Source organism: Leptospira kanakyensis (assembly GCF_004769235.1).
In the GTDB taxonomy this organism is placed as follows: domain Bacteria; phylum Spirochaetota; class Leptospiria; order Leptospirales; family Leptospiraceae; genus Leptospira_A; species Leptospira_A kanakyensis.
Window position 1 is genome coordinate 30,127 of the sequence record NZ_RQFG01000016.1, and the last position, 16,702, is coordinate 46,828.

A 16,702-nucleotide genomic window follows, 5' to 3' on the forward strand; every position below is an offset into this window, starting at 1 on the left:
CGAAGTTTAGACGAAATCATTTTCGCCTAAAGGAAAGCAAATTTTCCTTTTTTTATATGAGTCTAAATCCTATGAAACGAATTTCCATTTTGTCTTTCATTTCGTTATCTCTAGTCTTTTATTTGTTTCTGGTAACTTCCTGTTCCCAAACTTCCTCCGGCTCAGCGAAAAAACCGGAGAATCCAGAACTGCGGAAAAAACTCACGGATCTCCAATACCGTGTCACCCAAGAAGATGAAACAGAACCTCCTTTTCAGAACGAATACTGGGACAACCACCAGTCGGGTATCTACGTGGATATCGTTTCGAAAGAACCTTTGTTTAGTTCCAAAGATAAATTTGAGTCAGGCACCGGTTGGCCTAGTTTCACAAGACCACTCGTCAAAGAAAACGTGATCGAACTGACAGACAATTCTTATGGAATGACTCGCACAGAAGTACGTTCTAAAAAAGCAAATTCTCATTTGGGACATGTATTTGATGATGGGCCAAGACCAACAAACAAGCGATATTGTATGAATTCGGCATCCATGGAATTTATCCCTAAAGACAAACTGAAAGAAAGAGGGTATGCAATTTTTCTATCTGAATTTACGGAATCAGGTAAGGACTAGGGATTACTAAAGCAAGGCAGTAGATAAGCGTTCTTCGTTGTTATGCCATTTATAGTAAGCCTGACGCCAATATAATTTCAATGGTTATTTTTTGATTACTTAGGTTAGGTTTTTTTACGTGAAAAGTTGGCCCAGGGTTTTCTTCCTCCGCATTTGCGATTTGTTTCCCTGAAAGAAACTCGTAATTTGTATCAAATTGGATATTTCTTTTTTGAAGATGTTTTATCACTATTTTTAAGTCAAAATCGTTTTGATAAAACTTTGACAGGTTTATCAATTTTTCAGTGAGTAGATTGATAATTTTCTTTTGATCCGAAAACTTCAAATTTGAGTTAGTTTCAATCTTTATTATATGAGTGAAATAATCACATCCGCCATTTCTGATTGAGAAATTAGTATCTTTGATTTTGAATTCTTCATTATAGGTGAGTTCTTTTCTGTTAAAATTAGCTTTTTTTTCCAAACCAATGACTGTTTCCGTTGGGATAGATCTGCTACAAAAGGTAATATCCTTTTCAAAAGTTTTTGAATCCGTAATATAATAACCGAAAACCCAGCCGACTAAATCACTTGAAGTTTTAACTAAATAGAAATAATCCTTTTTTTCAATTTTTCCGATTCGGGTAGTTGACTCAGATTCAGATTTTTCGCCTACGAAATCGACTGTTTCGTTTTCTTTTAAAATAGTTAGGATTTTTGAATCTAAGGAAGGTGATTCTCTCAGTCTTACTGACTTTGCATTTACGTAAAAGTATGTTTTTTCTGAATATAAATTAGTAGAAATTATGAAAATTAGTATTATGCATTGTTTAATCATAGTTGCTTATTTAACTTTAAATTGAATTAATTTTCTACCTTTTTTAAATTCATCACTGTGTTTTTCTGGAATGCCAGTGTTTGAATAAATTTCGATCATAGGCTCATCAAAAGGGTTGGTTATTACCTTGAACGTTTCAGAGTGAAATTGTTTCGGTTTACATGAGTCGGTTTGTTTTGACTCATAACAAAAGTTTAAAAGTTTTTCGTTACAGTTTCCAATTTTCGTATGAATATAAAGTTCGTTTTTTGTTTCTGAGTATCGAATTCTATTATACTCAACATCACCACCTTCTGGATAACATAAAGCATCTAAATCTTTAGCAGATCCATAAAAAGTAAAAGATTTATTGTTACCGAATAGGGCAATTATTGGAATTGTCGTTGCACAACATCCGTAACAAATATATTTCTCGCCTTCGATTATTTTTCCAGATTCATACATTCTGATCGGGTGAACATTGCTTACATCAGGAAATTCGATAATATTGGATCCTTTTATCGTTTTTATAAACGTTTTAGGATAATATTCTTCACCAAGACTAATTGTCTCAATGACAGAGTGATCATTTTCATAGAATTTTTTGAAAAGAGTTTTTTCGCTTCCGTCAATAAAAGCTGCATTTTTAGTTTTAAGCATTTTGATGATAGGTAATTTTCCAGAATCGCTAACCAAAAATTGAGTCATTGGTGCCTGATTAAAGGTTTGAGAAATTAAAAATTCCTTATCTAATGCTATGACAACGTGACCAGAAAAGACATAACCGAACTCGTTTTCAAATTCTGTTAGAATCCATTTACCTTTATATCCTTTGATGTCGATTGTCTCTCCCAGAAACTCATATATAGGAGAAACTGTCGTTTTCGGCAAGGTTTTGATTTTTGGAAAATTGGTTCCTGGGCCTTGTCTCAAAATTAATCCACTTGGTGCCGTCACTTTTAAATAGCTAATGGCCTTTTTCTCTCTATTTGGGAGACTACAGTATGAAAAAATAAGTATAATAATGATTATTGGTTTCATTCTTTATTGGATGCCATTTCATTTTCGAAATATATTTTTTGCCATTGTCGAATAAAGGCAATATAAAGTAAAAAGTATATAGAAAATAAAATAAAAGTGACTACTAATCGTAAATAATCTATAAAATATACAATTAAATCGAATTGAAATATAAGATTAATCATTATCAGAAATGAAAAAATATTTAACAGTATTTTATGTTTTAAAAATATTTTAATCTTAGAAAAAATATTATATCGAGATCTAGATCCGATGATGGATGCTAATGCTAAGTGGTATATTGATATTAGGAGTATAGTCAAAATATTTCTAGCGAATGCAGGCATTTGAATTAAATAATTTGATAATAAATACAAAAAGGGTATCATGAAAATTGAAATTATTATTTGAAATTCTAATAAAGTCCAAAATAAATACATAGGTTTAACATCTTCTTTATTTGGTTCTGTGCTAGTAAGTTCAAAAACTAAATTGAATAACATAATCAATATATAGATCCCTCCGATAATGATTAGTAACGAAATCGGAAAAAGTAAAGTAGGCTCAAGATTGTATTTTTTGAAGTTCAGGTTTATATAGAAAAGTGGAGCAATTATTATAAATATTAAACATATCCTTTTAAATTTATTATTTCTGGTAATATCACTTATTAAATTATTTATTAAAATCATTTTACTTTCCTTTGTTTGACTTGAAACGTATCACATAACTTTTTATTCGGTAATTTAAAAATTGGCAAGAATTGCAATTGTTTTTTTAATTTAAGAAAAGGAATTAACTCTGTTAGAATCAGTTCATTGGTATTGATATTACCAAGATCGATTAATTTATCAACTTCAGAAGAAAATTGAGAATTTGAGTTTCTGAAATATTCGATCCAGACTGATGAATCTAACAGAACTTGGTTCATCTTTTTCTCAAATAATTTAAATTTACCTCAAGGTCTATAGAACCTTTGAAATTTTTTAAATTTTTTAGTTTCTCTTTCCTTATTAGAGTATTTAAGGCTTCTTTAATTACATCAGTTTTTGTTTTGATGTGTGTAAGTTTCATGGCCTCTAATACTAATTCTTCAGGAATATCAATTGTAGTCCTCATCTTATGCATAAGTTCGTGCTTTTGTATGCATAAGTCAAGTTTAGTCTCTTGTTTTTGATTTTAAAAGTAATTTCCGCGACCTATTTTCTCTAGTTTTTTGTTACTAGTGTCCTGAGACATACATTTAGGTAATTAAGGATAACGAACTAGGAGAGACGACATCCCTCGTCGCTGAGCCTCGAGAGGCACAAGAGTATCTATCCTCGTATTTTAGTTAAGCGACATGACAATTGAGGGGTTGCATTTATATTTTCAGAATCGAAGAGAGTAAAATCAAGAATCGTTTTTTCATTGTTTATTAAGTGAAAGCTACCGTGAAATTCACCTAAAAAGAAAAGTTTTCCCGCTTTCTTTGAATCAAATCGTATTTTAAAATTACCGGTATGAAAATTGCCTATTAGTCCGCTATTTGTAGTTATTTGCGTAATAATAATTCCATACTCTGATTGGGTAAACTCAAGAATAAATTTCTTATCTTTGCATTTCCAATGACCAATCAGAAAGCGACTATCCTTGATTTCCTGTTTTGTTATTTTTGAATAAATATCATCTTCGTTAATAGGAATGATCGCAGAGATTTCAAATTTATCTCCTTTTAGAACATATTCTATTCTATTATCCCCTCTTAATAAGGTTATCTTATTAATATTTTCATCTATTGTTTCACCCCTGGCCCACAGATAACCAATCTTATGTGGAATACTGGTGCAGTTATCAAGAGTATCACAAGAAAAATATTGAACTATAATATCTCCAACCTCTAAAAATCCATGTCTCCCGGCAGATAAGTTTTCGTATCCGAGACCCAATCGGATGATTCCTGGCAAAGGTTCCCTGGGATCATCCGATGAAAGAAGAACCGTTTTGGCCTTCGGTGTACACATCAAAACCGCCAAAATTGTTGAAAATAACAAAATCTTAAAAGTTTGTTTCATATTTGCCTTCCATTTCAAATACATCGAGGCCAAAGTGCGGTGAATAGCCACTGTTATGTGCTGGACTATATTTTTTTAAAGTTTATATCTATTTTTTTTACTTTTATAGTTTTAATTAAGAAAAGTTTATATATTCTCGATTCTTTTACAAATAAATATGTTGGTACATATAGAAACGCAATGAAAAGCGGTATTATCGTAAAATTTCTCGTGATTGCCGCAGAGTAAAATATGTATTTATAAATTAAATTAAAGGTATTAAGGCCTAATATAATGATAAAAATAGTCTGAATTAATTGGCTAACCCAGTGAATTCGAACACGTATCGAAACTAAGGTGAATCTCTTTTCGGGGAAAATAGTTCCCTGAAGATAGGGCATAAAAGAATTTCTATAGTCAAGGTGTCTGTAAATTTGAAATTGATTATTTACAATTCTAAGAAAATATTTGTTTTCTGTTTCATTTTTCAGATTTTTAGAAATTTTTTCTGTATCTAATCTTGTATAGAGAATATAGTTATCAAAGAAAAGAAAGTCCCTTAATTTCCTAGGCGATTTTTTAAAATTGTTTACTATGAAGTGTTTTAATTCCTTCCAATTTTTGTTTTTCATTTTGTCTATAGTCTGGCTATACGATGTTACTATTTTGCACCTTCTTTTAAAAGAATATTTATTTTGTCATGTTTGAATATAAGGGCTAAAGGATAATAAAAGAACAAAAGGAATAGATTTAGTATTAAGTTTAGAAAATATTTGAATTTATTGTTTTCATCCTTATTTTCAATTTTATTTATATTTATGGTAATGATGAGCAAAGGAATAAATAAAACAATGCTCAATAAATACGTATATTCTTGAGGAATATTTAAGATATCTTTGATAACTAAATCAACTAGATATATTTCTAATAGAAATAGTAGGATAGTGATAACAGATTGCAAAATCAAAGCAAAGAAAATTGCTATATTATTCCTAAATTTATACAATTTTAATAGAATTTCGAAATATATTATATTTATTAAAAGATGCGAGAAAGGCATAATATAGTCGTCGAATTTTGCTTTTATGGGAAATCTCATTATGATTGGTGAAATAATAATGAATATATGTATGCAGTATATCATTGATTGAAAAGCAAGTAAAGATATTCCTTTAATTGGTAAAAACATTCTGATTTAAATTTCCTTTTTGGTTTGAATAGATTGTAATGTCGCAGACCAAGCGAGGCCGTAGTGCCGAAGCGCAGCGTTTACGTGCTGTTAGCCGAAGTGAATCAATTTATTTGGAAATTATAACTGAATCCGACATCCATGCTTTAATATTTTGAAATCCAGAAACGGATTTAAGTATACGGCATTTCCCAGCAAAGGGAGGGTCATTGTCAAATATATCTGGTGCCATATCATAATGAGCAACTATTCCTGACGGACGTGCCAAATCTTGCAATCTTGATGCAAGATTAATAACTGAACCTGCATAGTCTTTTGTATTGCCATAGTCGAGTTTCCAGGCATGCCCCTTTGCTACTCCAAAGCCAATTTCTAATTCTGTCACGTCGTCTGAATATGCATTGCGCTCTATCGGTGTTAAGTCCCGAAAATGATAATAGAATCTATCTTGAAAGTAATGTATTAATCCTAGAATTTCAAGCGTAAGTATGCTTTGTTCGCCTATTTCTAACTCAGATGGAATTTCCCATACCATCATTAGCCCATCACCTAGATTCTTATACATCGTTGGCGCAACCATTGAAGGATTGAATAGGTTCGTTGAGTTGTCGTTATACCAAATGGCAAAAGCCTCTGAATAAATACGAGTAAAGCGTTTTAGGAAATTGTGAATTTTCGTATCTTGATTTTTCTGTTGTTGAAGGCGGCAATAACTTGTAAATCCGCGAATATCAGAGAAACAAGCGATGACTTCGGAGTCCGATATAATGGGTTCTATTGCGGTTTCCAGAAAATGCCCTAAGGTCAAATTACGCTGCAGGTGCATTATAACATCAGCCTCTGAGATTTTTTTTAATTTCGGAATTTTCTTTTCAGGTTTTTTCGTATTCATTTTTTTTAAATTTATTCCTTAAATTAATTTTAGAAACTGTCGCATAACAAATAATAACTACATACAAATTCAATTCTTGCAGTTTGATCGAAAGATTTTATAAGTTTGATGAGTGTAATTTAAAAAACCTTTGGCACTTTTAGGCCCAAAGGTTCATCATAAACTCTTCATCATTTCGTAGAGAGATGAGTTTGTATTTGGTTTCATGAATGTCTTCCCGAGAAACTTCGCGTTTCCACCGAACGTCTACTTTCAGTTTACGAACGCGCGTTTGTAATTCAAGAAGTTCAAAAACCGAATCTTCCATTTCCTTTCGATACAGATTGGTGAAAAGGGGAGCCAACTGGTCAGGAGTGTCCATTTTTAAAAGTTCGACATGAGTTAGGTCATGGATATTTTGCAACGCCCAAATGTGAAGGGTGAGAGTTGTGATCCTTTCGAGTTGAGAGATTTCGTCTTTGATATTTCTTGTGACTTGTTGTTTGAAAAAACGAATTCGTTTTTCTAAGTAGGCAATGAGATCGGATTTTGGAATTTCTCTTTGTTTCCATTTTTCCCAATCGGTTTTTAAATCTTCAAAAAGACCTTCCCCGAAAAATATAGAAGAAGCTTCCATCAGTTGCACACTTCCTGGTTCGGAAATTTTGAGTCTGTGTCGAAGAGAATCGGCATCTCCTGCAATCATATTCACTGGAGCCACGTCTTCTAACTTCTGCAAGGCGCGGGAGATCGAATCGATGAACTGCGATTTCATTTGGTCTGTGGAATGAGCTACCAAATAAAAATTAAGATCGGACTCGAGGTGGAAATCACCACGTTCCCTCGATCCATAAAAAAGAATTTGGTAGGGTTTCGTTGACGGGATGATTTCTAATTCATCCAAAACTTGTGCATAGAGGTTAGGGTTTAGTGCTTCAAATTCCATGGTTCATTCAAAGTATAATTTCATTCGGGATAGATTTTCTAAAATGGCTTTGAAGGCGCGGTCACGTTCTTCATTACCAGGAAAGGGAAGGGATTTTACGTTATTGAGATCTTGGTATATGATTTCAATGGAAGGTTGGTTGGGATTTTTTTTGATGGAGGCAATGTAATCCAAATTAATAACTTCCGATTCGCCGAGTTTTAACCACATAGAATTTCTCCTCAAAGCCTAACGCCCTCTCCCTATTTGCCTAATCTTTTTTTCTAAAAAATCAGGCTTTGTGGGAAATCTAAAGAGTTAGTAGAGATCGAGGGACTGGAGCACCATTTGGTGGAGTTCTTTTGCCAGTTCTTTGGAACCATTCTGGCCTGGAATGACGGTCTCAAAAACGAGTAAAAACCCATTATGGATCCCTTCCCAACGGGCATAAAGTTTTGTATCGGGGAGAGAAAATACAAGGACACTGCATTTTTTGTTCCCCCAAACAAAATAGGAAACATCGGGATTTTGGATTTCGTCCTGGTAGAAATAAGGAAACCGAGATTGGTTTTCTCTATCCGTGGAGGAGAGGCGCATCCATTGGATTTGTTTGTCCGATTCCAAACGGATTTCATAACTGTTTCCTGTTCCAAAAATAGAACCTGACTTTATGAGTTCAAAATTTTCTTTTGCTACCCAAACGGCGTGGTAGGTGAGGCGTAGTTCTTTTGTTAGGTTGGATTTTTTAGAATCCAGGTTTGGATTTGGTTTTAGAGTTTCCGCTTTATTTTCCAAAAGGATTTGTTTGTTGGATTGGCAGTCCACCAGAATCATCAGTGAAAAAATAAAAATGATTTTAATGGCCCACTTCATATTCATCTCCTAAATAATTTTGGAAAAGATATCCATCTTTTGTTTTCTTTTGTAAATAGTCTGGAGAAAGAAGCACCTTCCCACCACCACCGGTCAGGTCTTTTACATAACTAGGGATAGTGATTCCGGAATGGTAACCTCGTAGTTTTCGATAGATTTCAATCCCACGTTCGATGGGTACAACAAAATCAGAACTCCCAAATACTTCATCACATTGGTGGAGGTAATAGGGTTTAATCCCGATGGAGATCAGTTTGTAATTGAGTTCCGACAAAATTTTTGCGTCATCATTGATTCCCGATAACAAAACAGATTGGTTAAAAATAGAGACATGACCTGTTTTTATCATTCGCATAACATACATTTTAGTTTCATCTGTAATTTCGTTCGGATGATTGAAATGAGTGACCATATAAAGTGGAAAGTATTTGGCAAAAACTTCGTTTAAAGATTCAGTAAGCCGCATAGGCATAGTGACAGGATGGCGGGTGTGGATTCGCACTTGGTTCAGATGTGGGATGGATTTTAATTCCCCTAAAAGATAATCGAGTGAGGAATCAGCGAGAGTGAGTGGGTCTCCCCCGGACAAAATGATTTCTCGTAATTCCGTATGGGTGCGAAAGTATTCCAATGCCTTTTCCCATTCGTTTCGGTTGGGGGTTTCTTCTGGATCGGATACCTTACGTTTCCTCGTGCAAAACCGGCAATAGACCGCACATACATGAGAAATGTACCAAATGGCGCGGTCGGGGTAACGGTGGGTCACTCCTTTGACCGGCATGTACCTTTCTTCTGCCAGTGGGTCTTCCACTTCATTGGGATTTTTTTTCAGTTCGCCGGCTCTGGGAAGGATTTGTTTGCGGATGGGACAGTTCGGATTTCCTTTCTCCACTCGTTCCAAATAGTAAGGAGTGACGGCAAAACTAAATTCTTCTAGTGCAGGTGCAAAACTCTCCCTCTCTTCTTTGGTAAGAGTTATTTTTTCTTCCAAATCAGCCAAAGTAGTGATTCGGTTTTGTAACTGCCATTTCCAATCCGACCAGGTCATCGCTTAGACCATACTTCGGTTGACACATGGCCAAGTCCCTCGGATTTTGTTTACGAGTAACGAAATTATGAACTTAGGCATTACAGAAGTAAAAAAAGGAATGATCCTCAAGATCGAGAACGAGCTTTATTCCGTCGTCAAAACAGAGTTTGTGAACCCAGGAAAGGGTTCGGCATTCATCCGTACCAAATTAAAAAATATTGTTCGCGATTCTTCCATTGAAAGAACCTTCAAAGCGGCTGAAAAATTAGAAAGTGTAGATTTAGAACGTCGTAAAATGCAATATTGTTACGCAGACGGTGACCAAATCATTTTTATGGATGTCAACGATTACGAACAAATCCCTGTTTCCAAAGATTATGTGGAAGACATCCTTCCTTTTATGAAAGAAGAAACTCCAGTGGAAGTTTCGTTTTACAATGAAAAACCAATTGGGGTGACACCTCCTAACTTTGCTATATTGGAAGTGACTTATGCAGAGGATGGATTGAAAGGAGACACAACCGGTCTTGCGCTCAAACGAGTGACTGTGGAAACTGGTGGAGAAGTCCAAGTTCCTATCTTTATCAAACAAGGGGACACTGTAAAAATTGACCTCCGAGATTTGACTTACGTGGAGCGAGTGAACAAATAGATTTGGACCCTCACCCTTCCTTAAAGGAACTGACCAAACTTTCCCATACTTATTATGAAAGGCAGTGGATGTATGCCACTGCTGGGAACCTCTCCGCTCGCGTTGGAGATACATTTTGGATCACAGCTTCCGGAAAACATAAGGGAGAACTTACTGACCATGACTTTGTTTCGGTTTCTGTAGTGGACGGGTCTTTGGTTTCTGCGGGCGAAGGATTGAAACCATCTGCAGAAACTAGCATCCATCAGGTGGTCTACTCAAAGATTCCTGACGCCGGTGCTGCCCTCCACGTCCATACTTTGGATTCTAATCTTTTGGAATTTGGAATTGGAAAAGAAGAGGGGTTTCGAGACCTTCCCCTGCCACCAATCGAAATCATCAAAGCCTTTGGAATTTGGGATGAAAAACCAAATCTTACCTTCCCTGTTTTTTACAATCATACTCATGTTCCGACCATTGCTTCGGAAATCAAACGCTACATAGAAACGAAAGGACAACCACAAGTTCCTTTTCTCCTGATCGAAGGCCATGGCCCCACGGTTTGGGGAAAGTCTGTAGTGGAGGCCAACAAACATTTAGAAGCAGTTCATTTTCTTTTGCAAGTAATGGCTAGGCGTATATGAAGACGGATGCCCATGTTTATATTTTTGGAATTGGTTCCGGAATTGGACAAGGGCTTCACAATCGATTTTTAGAAGACAAATCTGTTTCTCTGTTTGGATTTTCTAGAAAGGGAAGCCTTCCTCTGGGTTCCTTCTCTAAAGAAGAAAATGGAACTTTTGTTTTAGATGCCATAAACCTGGAAGACTTAAAAACTTTTGAGACATCGCTTGCATCCAAATATGGATCGCAAACAAATACTGACTCTTTAAAGAAGAAAGACCTTATTGTTTATTTTGCTCTAGGGGATGGAGTGTTCGGATCACTTGCCGATTTACAAGCCGACGAACTATCCTCTCATTTCCAACTCAATGTCCATTCTCTCATTTTACTGGCGAAGGCTTTTGTTCCCCATTTGCCTTTGTTCCAAAATACCACCTTTGTTTTTTTAGGATCTACGGCGGGAAAACAAGGATTTCCAGAATCGGTGGCCTATTGTGCGTCCAAACATGCAGTTCTTGGGATTGCCCGGGCGCTTAGGGAAGAGTGGAAACCACTGGGAACCAAGGTAGTTCATGTGGGCCTTGGGGCTGTGGCCACGGAAATTTGGGACACAAGACCCCAATTTGACAAGAATGATATGGTTTCTATTTCGGACATTTCCGAGTATTTGTGGAGTATTTCCCACTTGCCTAAATCTGTCTTTGTAGATGACTTATCCATTACCCCAAGAAAAGGAATCTTATAGTTCCCATGGAATTTAAGGAATCGATTGTACTCGTGACCGGCGGCAGTGGAGGGATTGGACGAGAAATCGTACGAACCCTGGTTCTTGCGGGGTTTTCTGTTTGGAATCTGGACAAAGTCCGGCCCACATCCCCCATCCTCCAAGAGACCTACCGCGAAGTGGATCTGGCAGAAACACCTTTTGTGGTGGAAAGAAGTCTTGCGAAAATCATCCAAGAGAGTTCCGATGCGGGTGATATCTATGGGTTGGTACACAATGCTGGGTATGGTGGGCCTTACCATCCCATCACAGATGTTTCCATCGAAGAATGGGATTCTATTTTTCGTATCAACTTAGGTAGTTTATTTCTTTTATCCAAATTTCTTTTGCCTATCTTTCAAAAACAAAATTTTGGAAGGATCGTAACCATTGCTTCTTCTTTGTCTATTGTTGGTTCTGCTAATTCGGTGGCATATTCTTCCTCCAAACATGGATTAGTTGGTTTCATTCGTTCCATTGCCGATGAATGGGGAAAATTTGGAATCACCGCCAATGCGGTGAGCCCCGGATATGTAGATACAAAAATGGGAATCCAAGATGACCAAGTTTCTGATCATAAAGCAAAAATTATTGACAAAACACCTGTTAGGAGAATCGCAGAACCTTCGGAAATTGCCCGTGTGGTGAATTTCCTCCTTCAAAAAGAATCCGGATATATTTCTGGATCCAACTGGACTGTCGACGGCGGACTCACAGCCATCTAAACATGAGAATATCAGTTCCTCACGATCATTTTTTACAACTGACCACTAAAGAAAACTTAGGAAGGTCATCCGGGATCATTTTACAAAAAGAAGCCTTGTCTATTATGAAAAATGTGGAGATTCAAAGTTCGCGCGAGAACATTGAAGCCGGCCATTTGTTTCGACCAACAGATTCGAATTTTGAAAAATTAAAAATGGATCATGAAACTGCCCTGGATGCGATGTGGCAGCTCATTGATTACGGGCTCACTACCCAACTTTTTGAAATCAAATACGATGCCGATGTGGGTGAGTTACGATTTGTGAATTTTCTTGTAGGCCTTCCCGGAGGAATGCCTTTAGAGGAACCATATAAATTACTCATCGCAAGATCTACAGAACATTTATACCAATACATCCAAGCGAAGCGGATTTTATCTGAAGATACTTGGCGGACTGTATTAAACAAACTCGCAGATATTGATTACAAAGAAGAAAAAGGTTCTGGTGACGAATTAGATCGGATGTTGGAACCTAAACAGTTCCCCTTACAACCGTCAGCTGAGATGTTGAAACGTTCTCGTGGACTCATTATCGATGAATTGGAAGCGGATCCCCGGATCATTGTGCTTCCCCATGTAGGTTTTTATTCGATTCCAGAAATGGAGGCCGCCAGTTTCCTCCATATCGCCAATGAATATTTAATGACGAAAGTAGAACCTTTAGCCAAGGCCTTTGATACAGAAATCAGATTGGCCTTCGAGCGGATTCATACAACAGTACCTGCCAATGGCAATTCAGAACCGAGTGAAATTGATCTCATCCGTTCCAAAATTGAAATGTTGTATGGGTTTAAGGAAATTTTAAAGGAAAACGGATTTTATCCCTTAGTTCACAATTTACGAAAAGTGGCTGAGATGGCAGCCAAATACGCAGAGGTCGAAAAAAAACGGGAAGTAGACCGGCTCCTCAAAGTGTATATGAAGATGTTGGATAGCCAATTTGATTTTGATTCAAGACTACTTCGGATCAATTTAGAAAAGGACAATGAACACGATACCATCATCATAGATTTACTTCGAAAAAATCCCAAAGTTCTTTCTGCAGAATGGCATGACCAAGATTCGAAAATTGCTGTTTTTGTGAATAACAACCAAAGTAATATCAAGGATATCAATAATCTAATTTTTCAGAATTACCGGTTCACAACGGAACATATTTTATACCTAAAGGCCATCATTGAGTTAAATGAAAAAGAACTAAAACCTCTTTTTAAAGATGATGAGTTTGTCAAAACCTACGGTAAAAATCTGCAAACTGTTTATTTCAATTATATCCCTTGGTTTTATAAACTTTTTTATTATTTAGGAGTGACTCCTATAGTAAACTCTGGTTATGCGAAGGCAAAATCGATCTTAACCTATGCGCAGATGGATCGCCAGTTTTTATACCAAAAACGAAGGGAAAATTTCTTTAAAAAGAAATTAAGGGAAAGAGAAGAACGATTTGAAAAAGAAAAAAAACAACAACTGAAAAGGGCTCTCACTTCTGCTCTCAGTGATGCCTATTTTCAAAAAAATTGTTTACCATCAGTAGATTGGTTGGGTTCTAATTATCCGGCTTTCTCTGCGGAAACTTTGGAAAAAATGATCCCAGACTTTGCGTTTATATCCACAACTGGCAAAACAGTAAAATCAAACTCTGTAATCCTTTTTCCCAATTCACCCGAGTTTGAATCACTGAACAAACGTTTGAAGGAACTTTTCAACCAATGGACAAGAGGGGAAATCGAACCTCCTGACGAAGACAAAGAGTTACTGGTTCAAATTCGTAGTTTGATTTAGCATTAATACCAACTAATACCAACGTTTGATTCTAAAATAAAGTAACATCAAAATACCTAAAAACCCCATAGCTCCAAGGGCAGTGATGAATCCATATTCCCATTCTAAAGTTGGCATATGTCGGAAGTTCATTCCATAAATTCCTGCGACAAGAGACATTGGTAACATAATTGCAGTCATGATTGTGAGTATTTTCATGATTTCGTTTGTTTTACGAGTGGAGATTGCAATATGGGCTTCGAGGGCAGACGATATGGATTCTATATTACTATCTACAAGTTCTAAAATCCGAAGGGAATGGTCACGAACGTCCCGAAAAAAAGCATCGGCTTCATCACTGAAAAAACTGTTTTTGATTTTTTCTAAATCTTCTAACACTTCTTTGTTTTGTAACATCCCTTTTTTGATGGAAAGAAGGCTTGCTCGTAAACTATAAACATTACTGATATCCAATGACTTTGCATTACTAAAAATTTGATCTTCAAAATGTTCGATCCTTTCTTCGATCTTTTGAGTGATGGCAAGTGTATGGTCGGTTTCAATGTCTAAAATTTTGTGTACGATAAATTCATACCCACGCGCCAAAATTTTATGATTCACTTTCCATTGGTCAATTAGATCCCCAATACTGTCTCGGTAATCAAGTGTTAAGGAAATGATTTGGTAAGGAGTTAAGATAAAGTTAAAATTCTTCTGTGTGAGTTGGTTCCTTTCAAAATGAAACCCACGAAACACAAAAAAGATATAGTTAGGAAAAATCTCTAGTTTGATCCGGCTCGTTGGATTCAAAATGTCTTCAATTGTTAGTTGGTGGATGTCATGTTTTTGAAAAAGAAAGGTTAGTTTTTCCTCATTTTCTGCCGTGATATGAATCCAATGTTTAGGATGCCTATGAGAGAGGGGGAGCGGCCGGTCTAGGAGGACTTCATCTTTACTAGAAGGTGTGAGTATGAAATTAAAAAGTGCTGGCATTTACACTACATTCCTTAGAAAAAATTCTCTGAGTTCTTTTCTCTCATCAGTTGTATCCTCTGCGATCACAAATTTTCTTGTTTTATAGAATCCAGATGCTGTGATCATAGACTCTTTGATTTTCCCGGCCCGAGAAAGGATGAGATGGAATTTTTCTCCTGGCCTGAGATTTTTTTCCAATTTTTGTAAGGTGTTGGAAGACGCACGTTTGCCATTGATCGCTAAAATTTCATCGTCTAACATTAAGTCAAAAGATTCTGTATCTGCTTTGTGAAGTAACTTTTGTATGTAAAGGTTTCCTGCTTTTTCTTTTGTTTTGAACCCGGTGTCTCCTACTAAATCAGTTTGGATCCTTTGGATTCCAATGATATCTAAATAATAGTCTACTGGAATTGGTTTCGGATTCTCTAAATAATCATTAAATTCTGTTTTTAAATCGACACCAGTTACTTCTTTTACCGTATCAAAGAATTCTTGTTTGGTGAATCCTCGTCCTTTGGTTTTTACAAATACTTCGTTTAGTTTATGGAAAACATGGCGGATAGTTTTTTTCTCTTTGGATTCCTTTAACAAAAATAAGTTCATACAGAGGGCAAGAACTCCTCCCTTTGTGTAATAAGAAACTGTGATGTTGTGGCTATTCGCGTTTCTTTTGTAATATTTTGTCCAAGCAGTAAAGGATGATTCTTCCAGACTCATCCAAGAATCGGCTTCATTGTCTTCCAAAGATAAAATGTCCGATTGGAGTTTGGATAAATATTCTTCTTTCGTAAGAAACCCAGAGTGGTAAAGAAAATATACATCATAAAAACTTGTGAAACCTTCGGCAATCCACAATTCACGAGTTAGGTTTGGTTTTTGGTAGTCAAATGGTCCGAGAGCAATGGGGCGAATCCGTTTGATATTCCAAAGATGAAAGTATTCATGTGATAGTAGCTCAAGGAGTCTTTTGTATTCTTCTTCATCGGAGAGAAGTTCTGGATTAAAGTAATTGATACTTGAGGCTCTGTGTTCGAGTCCTCCATAAGCCGGTAAACTCAAATTGAGAACAAATAAATAATAAGGATTTGGACTTTCCATCATCCATTCAATTTGTGTTTCTGTGATTCGTTTTAAGTCTTCCGCGAGTTTGGTTTTGAAATCGAAGGTTACATCACCTTCAACAAGTAATTCATGTTTGGTGGTTCCTGCGATGAAAAATACAGAATGTTGTTTGCTTAGATGGAAAGGGGAATCAAACAATTCATCAAAATGTTTGGCATAAAAGTTTTTTTGATTCTCTACATCGCGAGTCAAACTGGAATACACATAAGGAAAATAATCCGAAACTTGGAACAACACTGTAGAAGGTTGGTTGAGTTTTCCCTCTGGGTATAAAAACAAAGCTGGAGGATTGATGAATCCAAACTCTGTTTCTAAATAATTGGTTCTTACCGTGAAGTCTTCAAAGGCATAAATGATATAAGTAATTTCAAATTCAGGGGGTAGATTTTTTAATTTCCAACGGTGTAAGTCGACCATTTCCCAAGAAACAGATTCTCCTGTTTGGGAATTTTTCACTTCGAATTTATGGAGGTGGGTTCCGTAGTCTCGGATCATATAGGAACCAGGGGTCCAACTAGGCAAACAGAATACCATTTCTGATAGGTCGGAATGGACTCGAAGTTTTACCTGGAAGTAATGTTTGAAGAGGTCAAAAATGGAGACTTCAAAATCCAGCTGAAGGGAGTTAGACTGGTCTACTTCGGTTATGGTTTTTTCCTGTGGTTCTTTTGCCATGGTAACCCTATCTTCTTTTATTTTTAGTTTTGAT

The 16,702-nt window shown here is 36.1% G+C and carries 17 protein-coding genes; 6 read left to right on the plus strand and 11 right to left on the minus strand.

Annotation, left to right across the window (positions count from 1 at the left end; all coding sequences use genetic code 11):
• Positions 1-71: 71 nt before the first annotated feature.
• Positions 72-614 (plus strand): peptide-methionine (R)-S-oxide reductase MsrB, encoded by a 543-nt coding sequence (gene msrB, locus EHQ16_RS11300; protein ID WP_135631823.1) that lies wholly within the window; start codon positions 72-74, stop codon positions 612-614.
• A gap of 49 nt (positions 615-663) precedes the next feature.
• On the opposite strand, the gene EHQ16_RS11305 is transcribed toward msrB, so the two are convergent.
• The 9 genes from EHQ16_RS11305 to EHQ16_RS11350 form a co-directional block, all read right to left on the minus strand.
• Positions 664-1,431, minus strand: coding sequence for an SH3 domain-containing protein (locus tag EHQ16_RS11305; RefSeq protein ID WP_135631822.1), 768 nt, complete (start codon positions 1,429-1,431; stop codon positions 664-666).
• Positions 1,432-1,437: 6 nt separating this feature from the next.
• Positions 1,438-2,451: an SH3 domain-containing protein gene (locus tag EHQ16_RS11310; RefSeq protein WP_135631821.1), complete on the minus strand. Its 1,014-nt coding sequence runs from the start codon at positions 2,449-2,451 to the stop codon at positions 1,438-1,440.
• A gap of 906 nt (positions 2,452-3,357) precedes the next feature.
• Entirely contained in the window at positions 3,358-3,558 is a 201-nt protein-coding gene (locus EHQ16_RS11320; protein WP_208742285.1) for a type II toxin-antitoxin system VapB family antitoxin, read from the minus strand.
• 188 nt (positions 3,559-3,746) lie between these two features.
• Positions 3,747-4,484, minus strand: coding sequence for a hypothetical protein (locus EHQ16_RS11325; RefSeq protein ID WP_135631820.1), 738 nt, complete (start codon positions 4,482-4,484; stop codon positions 3,747-3,749).
• 1,277 nt (positions 4,485-5,761) lie between these two features.
• Complete coding sequence (locus tag EHQ16_RS11330; protein WP_135636178.1) at positions 5,762-6,544, minus strand: hypothetical protein; 783 nt, start codon at positions 6,542-6,544, stop codon at positions 5,762-5,764.
• A gap of 139 nt (positions 6,545-6,683) precedes the next feature.
• A complete protein-coding gene (locus EHQ16_RS11335) occupies positions 6,684-7,469 on the minus strand; it encodes a hypothetical protein (protein ID WP_135638876.1) in 786 nt (261 codons plus the stop codon).
• Positions 7,470-7,472: 3 nt separating this feature from the next.
• Complete coding sequence (locus EHQ16_RS11340) at positions 7,473-7,679, minus strand: hypothetical protein (RefSeq protein WP_100791940.1); 207 nt, start codon at positions 7,677-7,679, stop codon at positions 7,473-7,475.
• An 87-nt stretch (positions 7,680-7,766) separates the two neighbouring features.
• Positions 7,767-8,321, minus strand: a complete 555-nt coding sequence (locus tag EHQ16_RS11345) for a hypothetical protein (RefSeq protein WP_135632050.1) — start codon at positions 8,319-8,321, stop codon at positions 7,767-7,769.
• Positions 8,305-9,369 carry a KamA family radical SAM protein gene (locus tag EHQ16_RS11350; RefSeq protein WP_135632049.1) on the minus strand — a complete coding sequence of 355 codons (1,065 nt, stop codon included), beginning with the start codon at positions 9,367-9,369 and terminating at the stop codon, positions 8,305-8,307. Before EHQ16_RS11350 ends, EHQ16_RS11345 begins: the two co-directional genes overlap by 17 nt.
• Positions 9,370-9,436: 67 nt before the next feature.
• On the opposite strand from EHQ16_RS11350, the gene efp reads away from it, so the two are divergent.
• Genes efp through EHQ16_RS11375 form a run of 5 tightly spaced genes read left to right on the plus strand, consistent with a single transcriptional unit; the run spans position 9,437 to position 13,917 of the window.
• Complete coding sequence (gene efp / locus EHQ16_RS11355) at positions 9,437-10,003, plus strand: elongation factor P (protein WP_135585676.1); 567 nt, start codon at positions 9,437-9,439, stop codon at positions 10,001-10,003.
• A 2-nt stretch (positions 10,004-10,005) separates the two neighbouring features.
• Positions 10,006-10,626 (plus strand): methylthioribulose 1-phosphate dehydratase, encoded by a 621-nt coding sequence (gene mtnB, locus EHQ16_RS11360; protein ID WP_135632048.1) that lies wholly within the window; start codon positions 10,006-10,008, stop codon positions 10,624-10,626.
• Entirely contained in the window at positions 10,623-11,351 is a 729-nt protein-coding gene (locus EHQ16_RS11365) for an SDR family oxidoreductase (protein WP_135632047.1), read from the plus strand. Before mtnB ends, EHQ16_RS11365 begins: the two co-directional genes overlap by 4 nt.
• A 5-nt stretch (positions 11,352-11,356) precedes the next feature.
• Positions 11,357-12,094 carry an SDR family NAD(P)-dependent oxidoreductase gene (locus EHQ16_RS11370; RefSeq protein ID WP_135632046.1) on the plus strand — a complete coding sequence of 246 codons (738 nt, stop codon included), beginning with the start codon at positions 11,357-11,359 and terminating at the stop codon, positions 12,092-12,094.
• A 2-nt stretch (positions 12,095-12,096) separates the two neighbouring features.
• Positions 12,097-13,917 carry a hypothetical protein gene (locus tag EHQ16_RS11375; protein WP_135632045.1) on the plus strand — a complete coding sequence of 607 codons (1,821 nt, stop codon included), beginning with the start codon at positions 12,097-12,099 and terminating at the stop codon, positions 13,915-13,917.
• 12 nt (positions 13,918-13,929) lie between these two features.
• Here EHQ16_RS11375 and EHQ16_RS11380 read toward each other — a convergent pair whose 3' ends face one another.
• Both EHQ16_RS11380 and EHQ16_RS11385 read right to left on the minus strand, forming a co-directional pair.
• Positions 13,930-14,889 carry a magnesium transporter CorA family protein gene (locus tag EHQ16_RS11380; RefSeq protein WP_135632044.1) on the minus strand — a complete coding sequence of 320 codons (960 nt, stop codon included), beginning with the start codon at positions 14,887-14,889 and terminating at the stop codon, positions 13,930-13,932.
• Positions 14,890-16,668 carry a M61 family metallopeptidase gene (locus tag EHQ16_RS11385; RefSeq protein ID WP_135632043.1) on the minus strand — a complete coding sequence of 593 codons (1,779 nt, stop codon included), beginning with the start codon at positions 16,666-16,668 and terminating at the stop codon, positions 14,890-14,892.
• Positions 16,669-16,702: the final 34 nt, after the last annotated feature.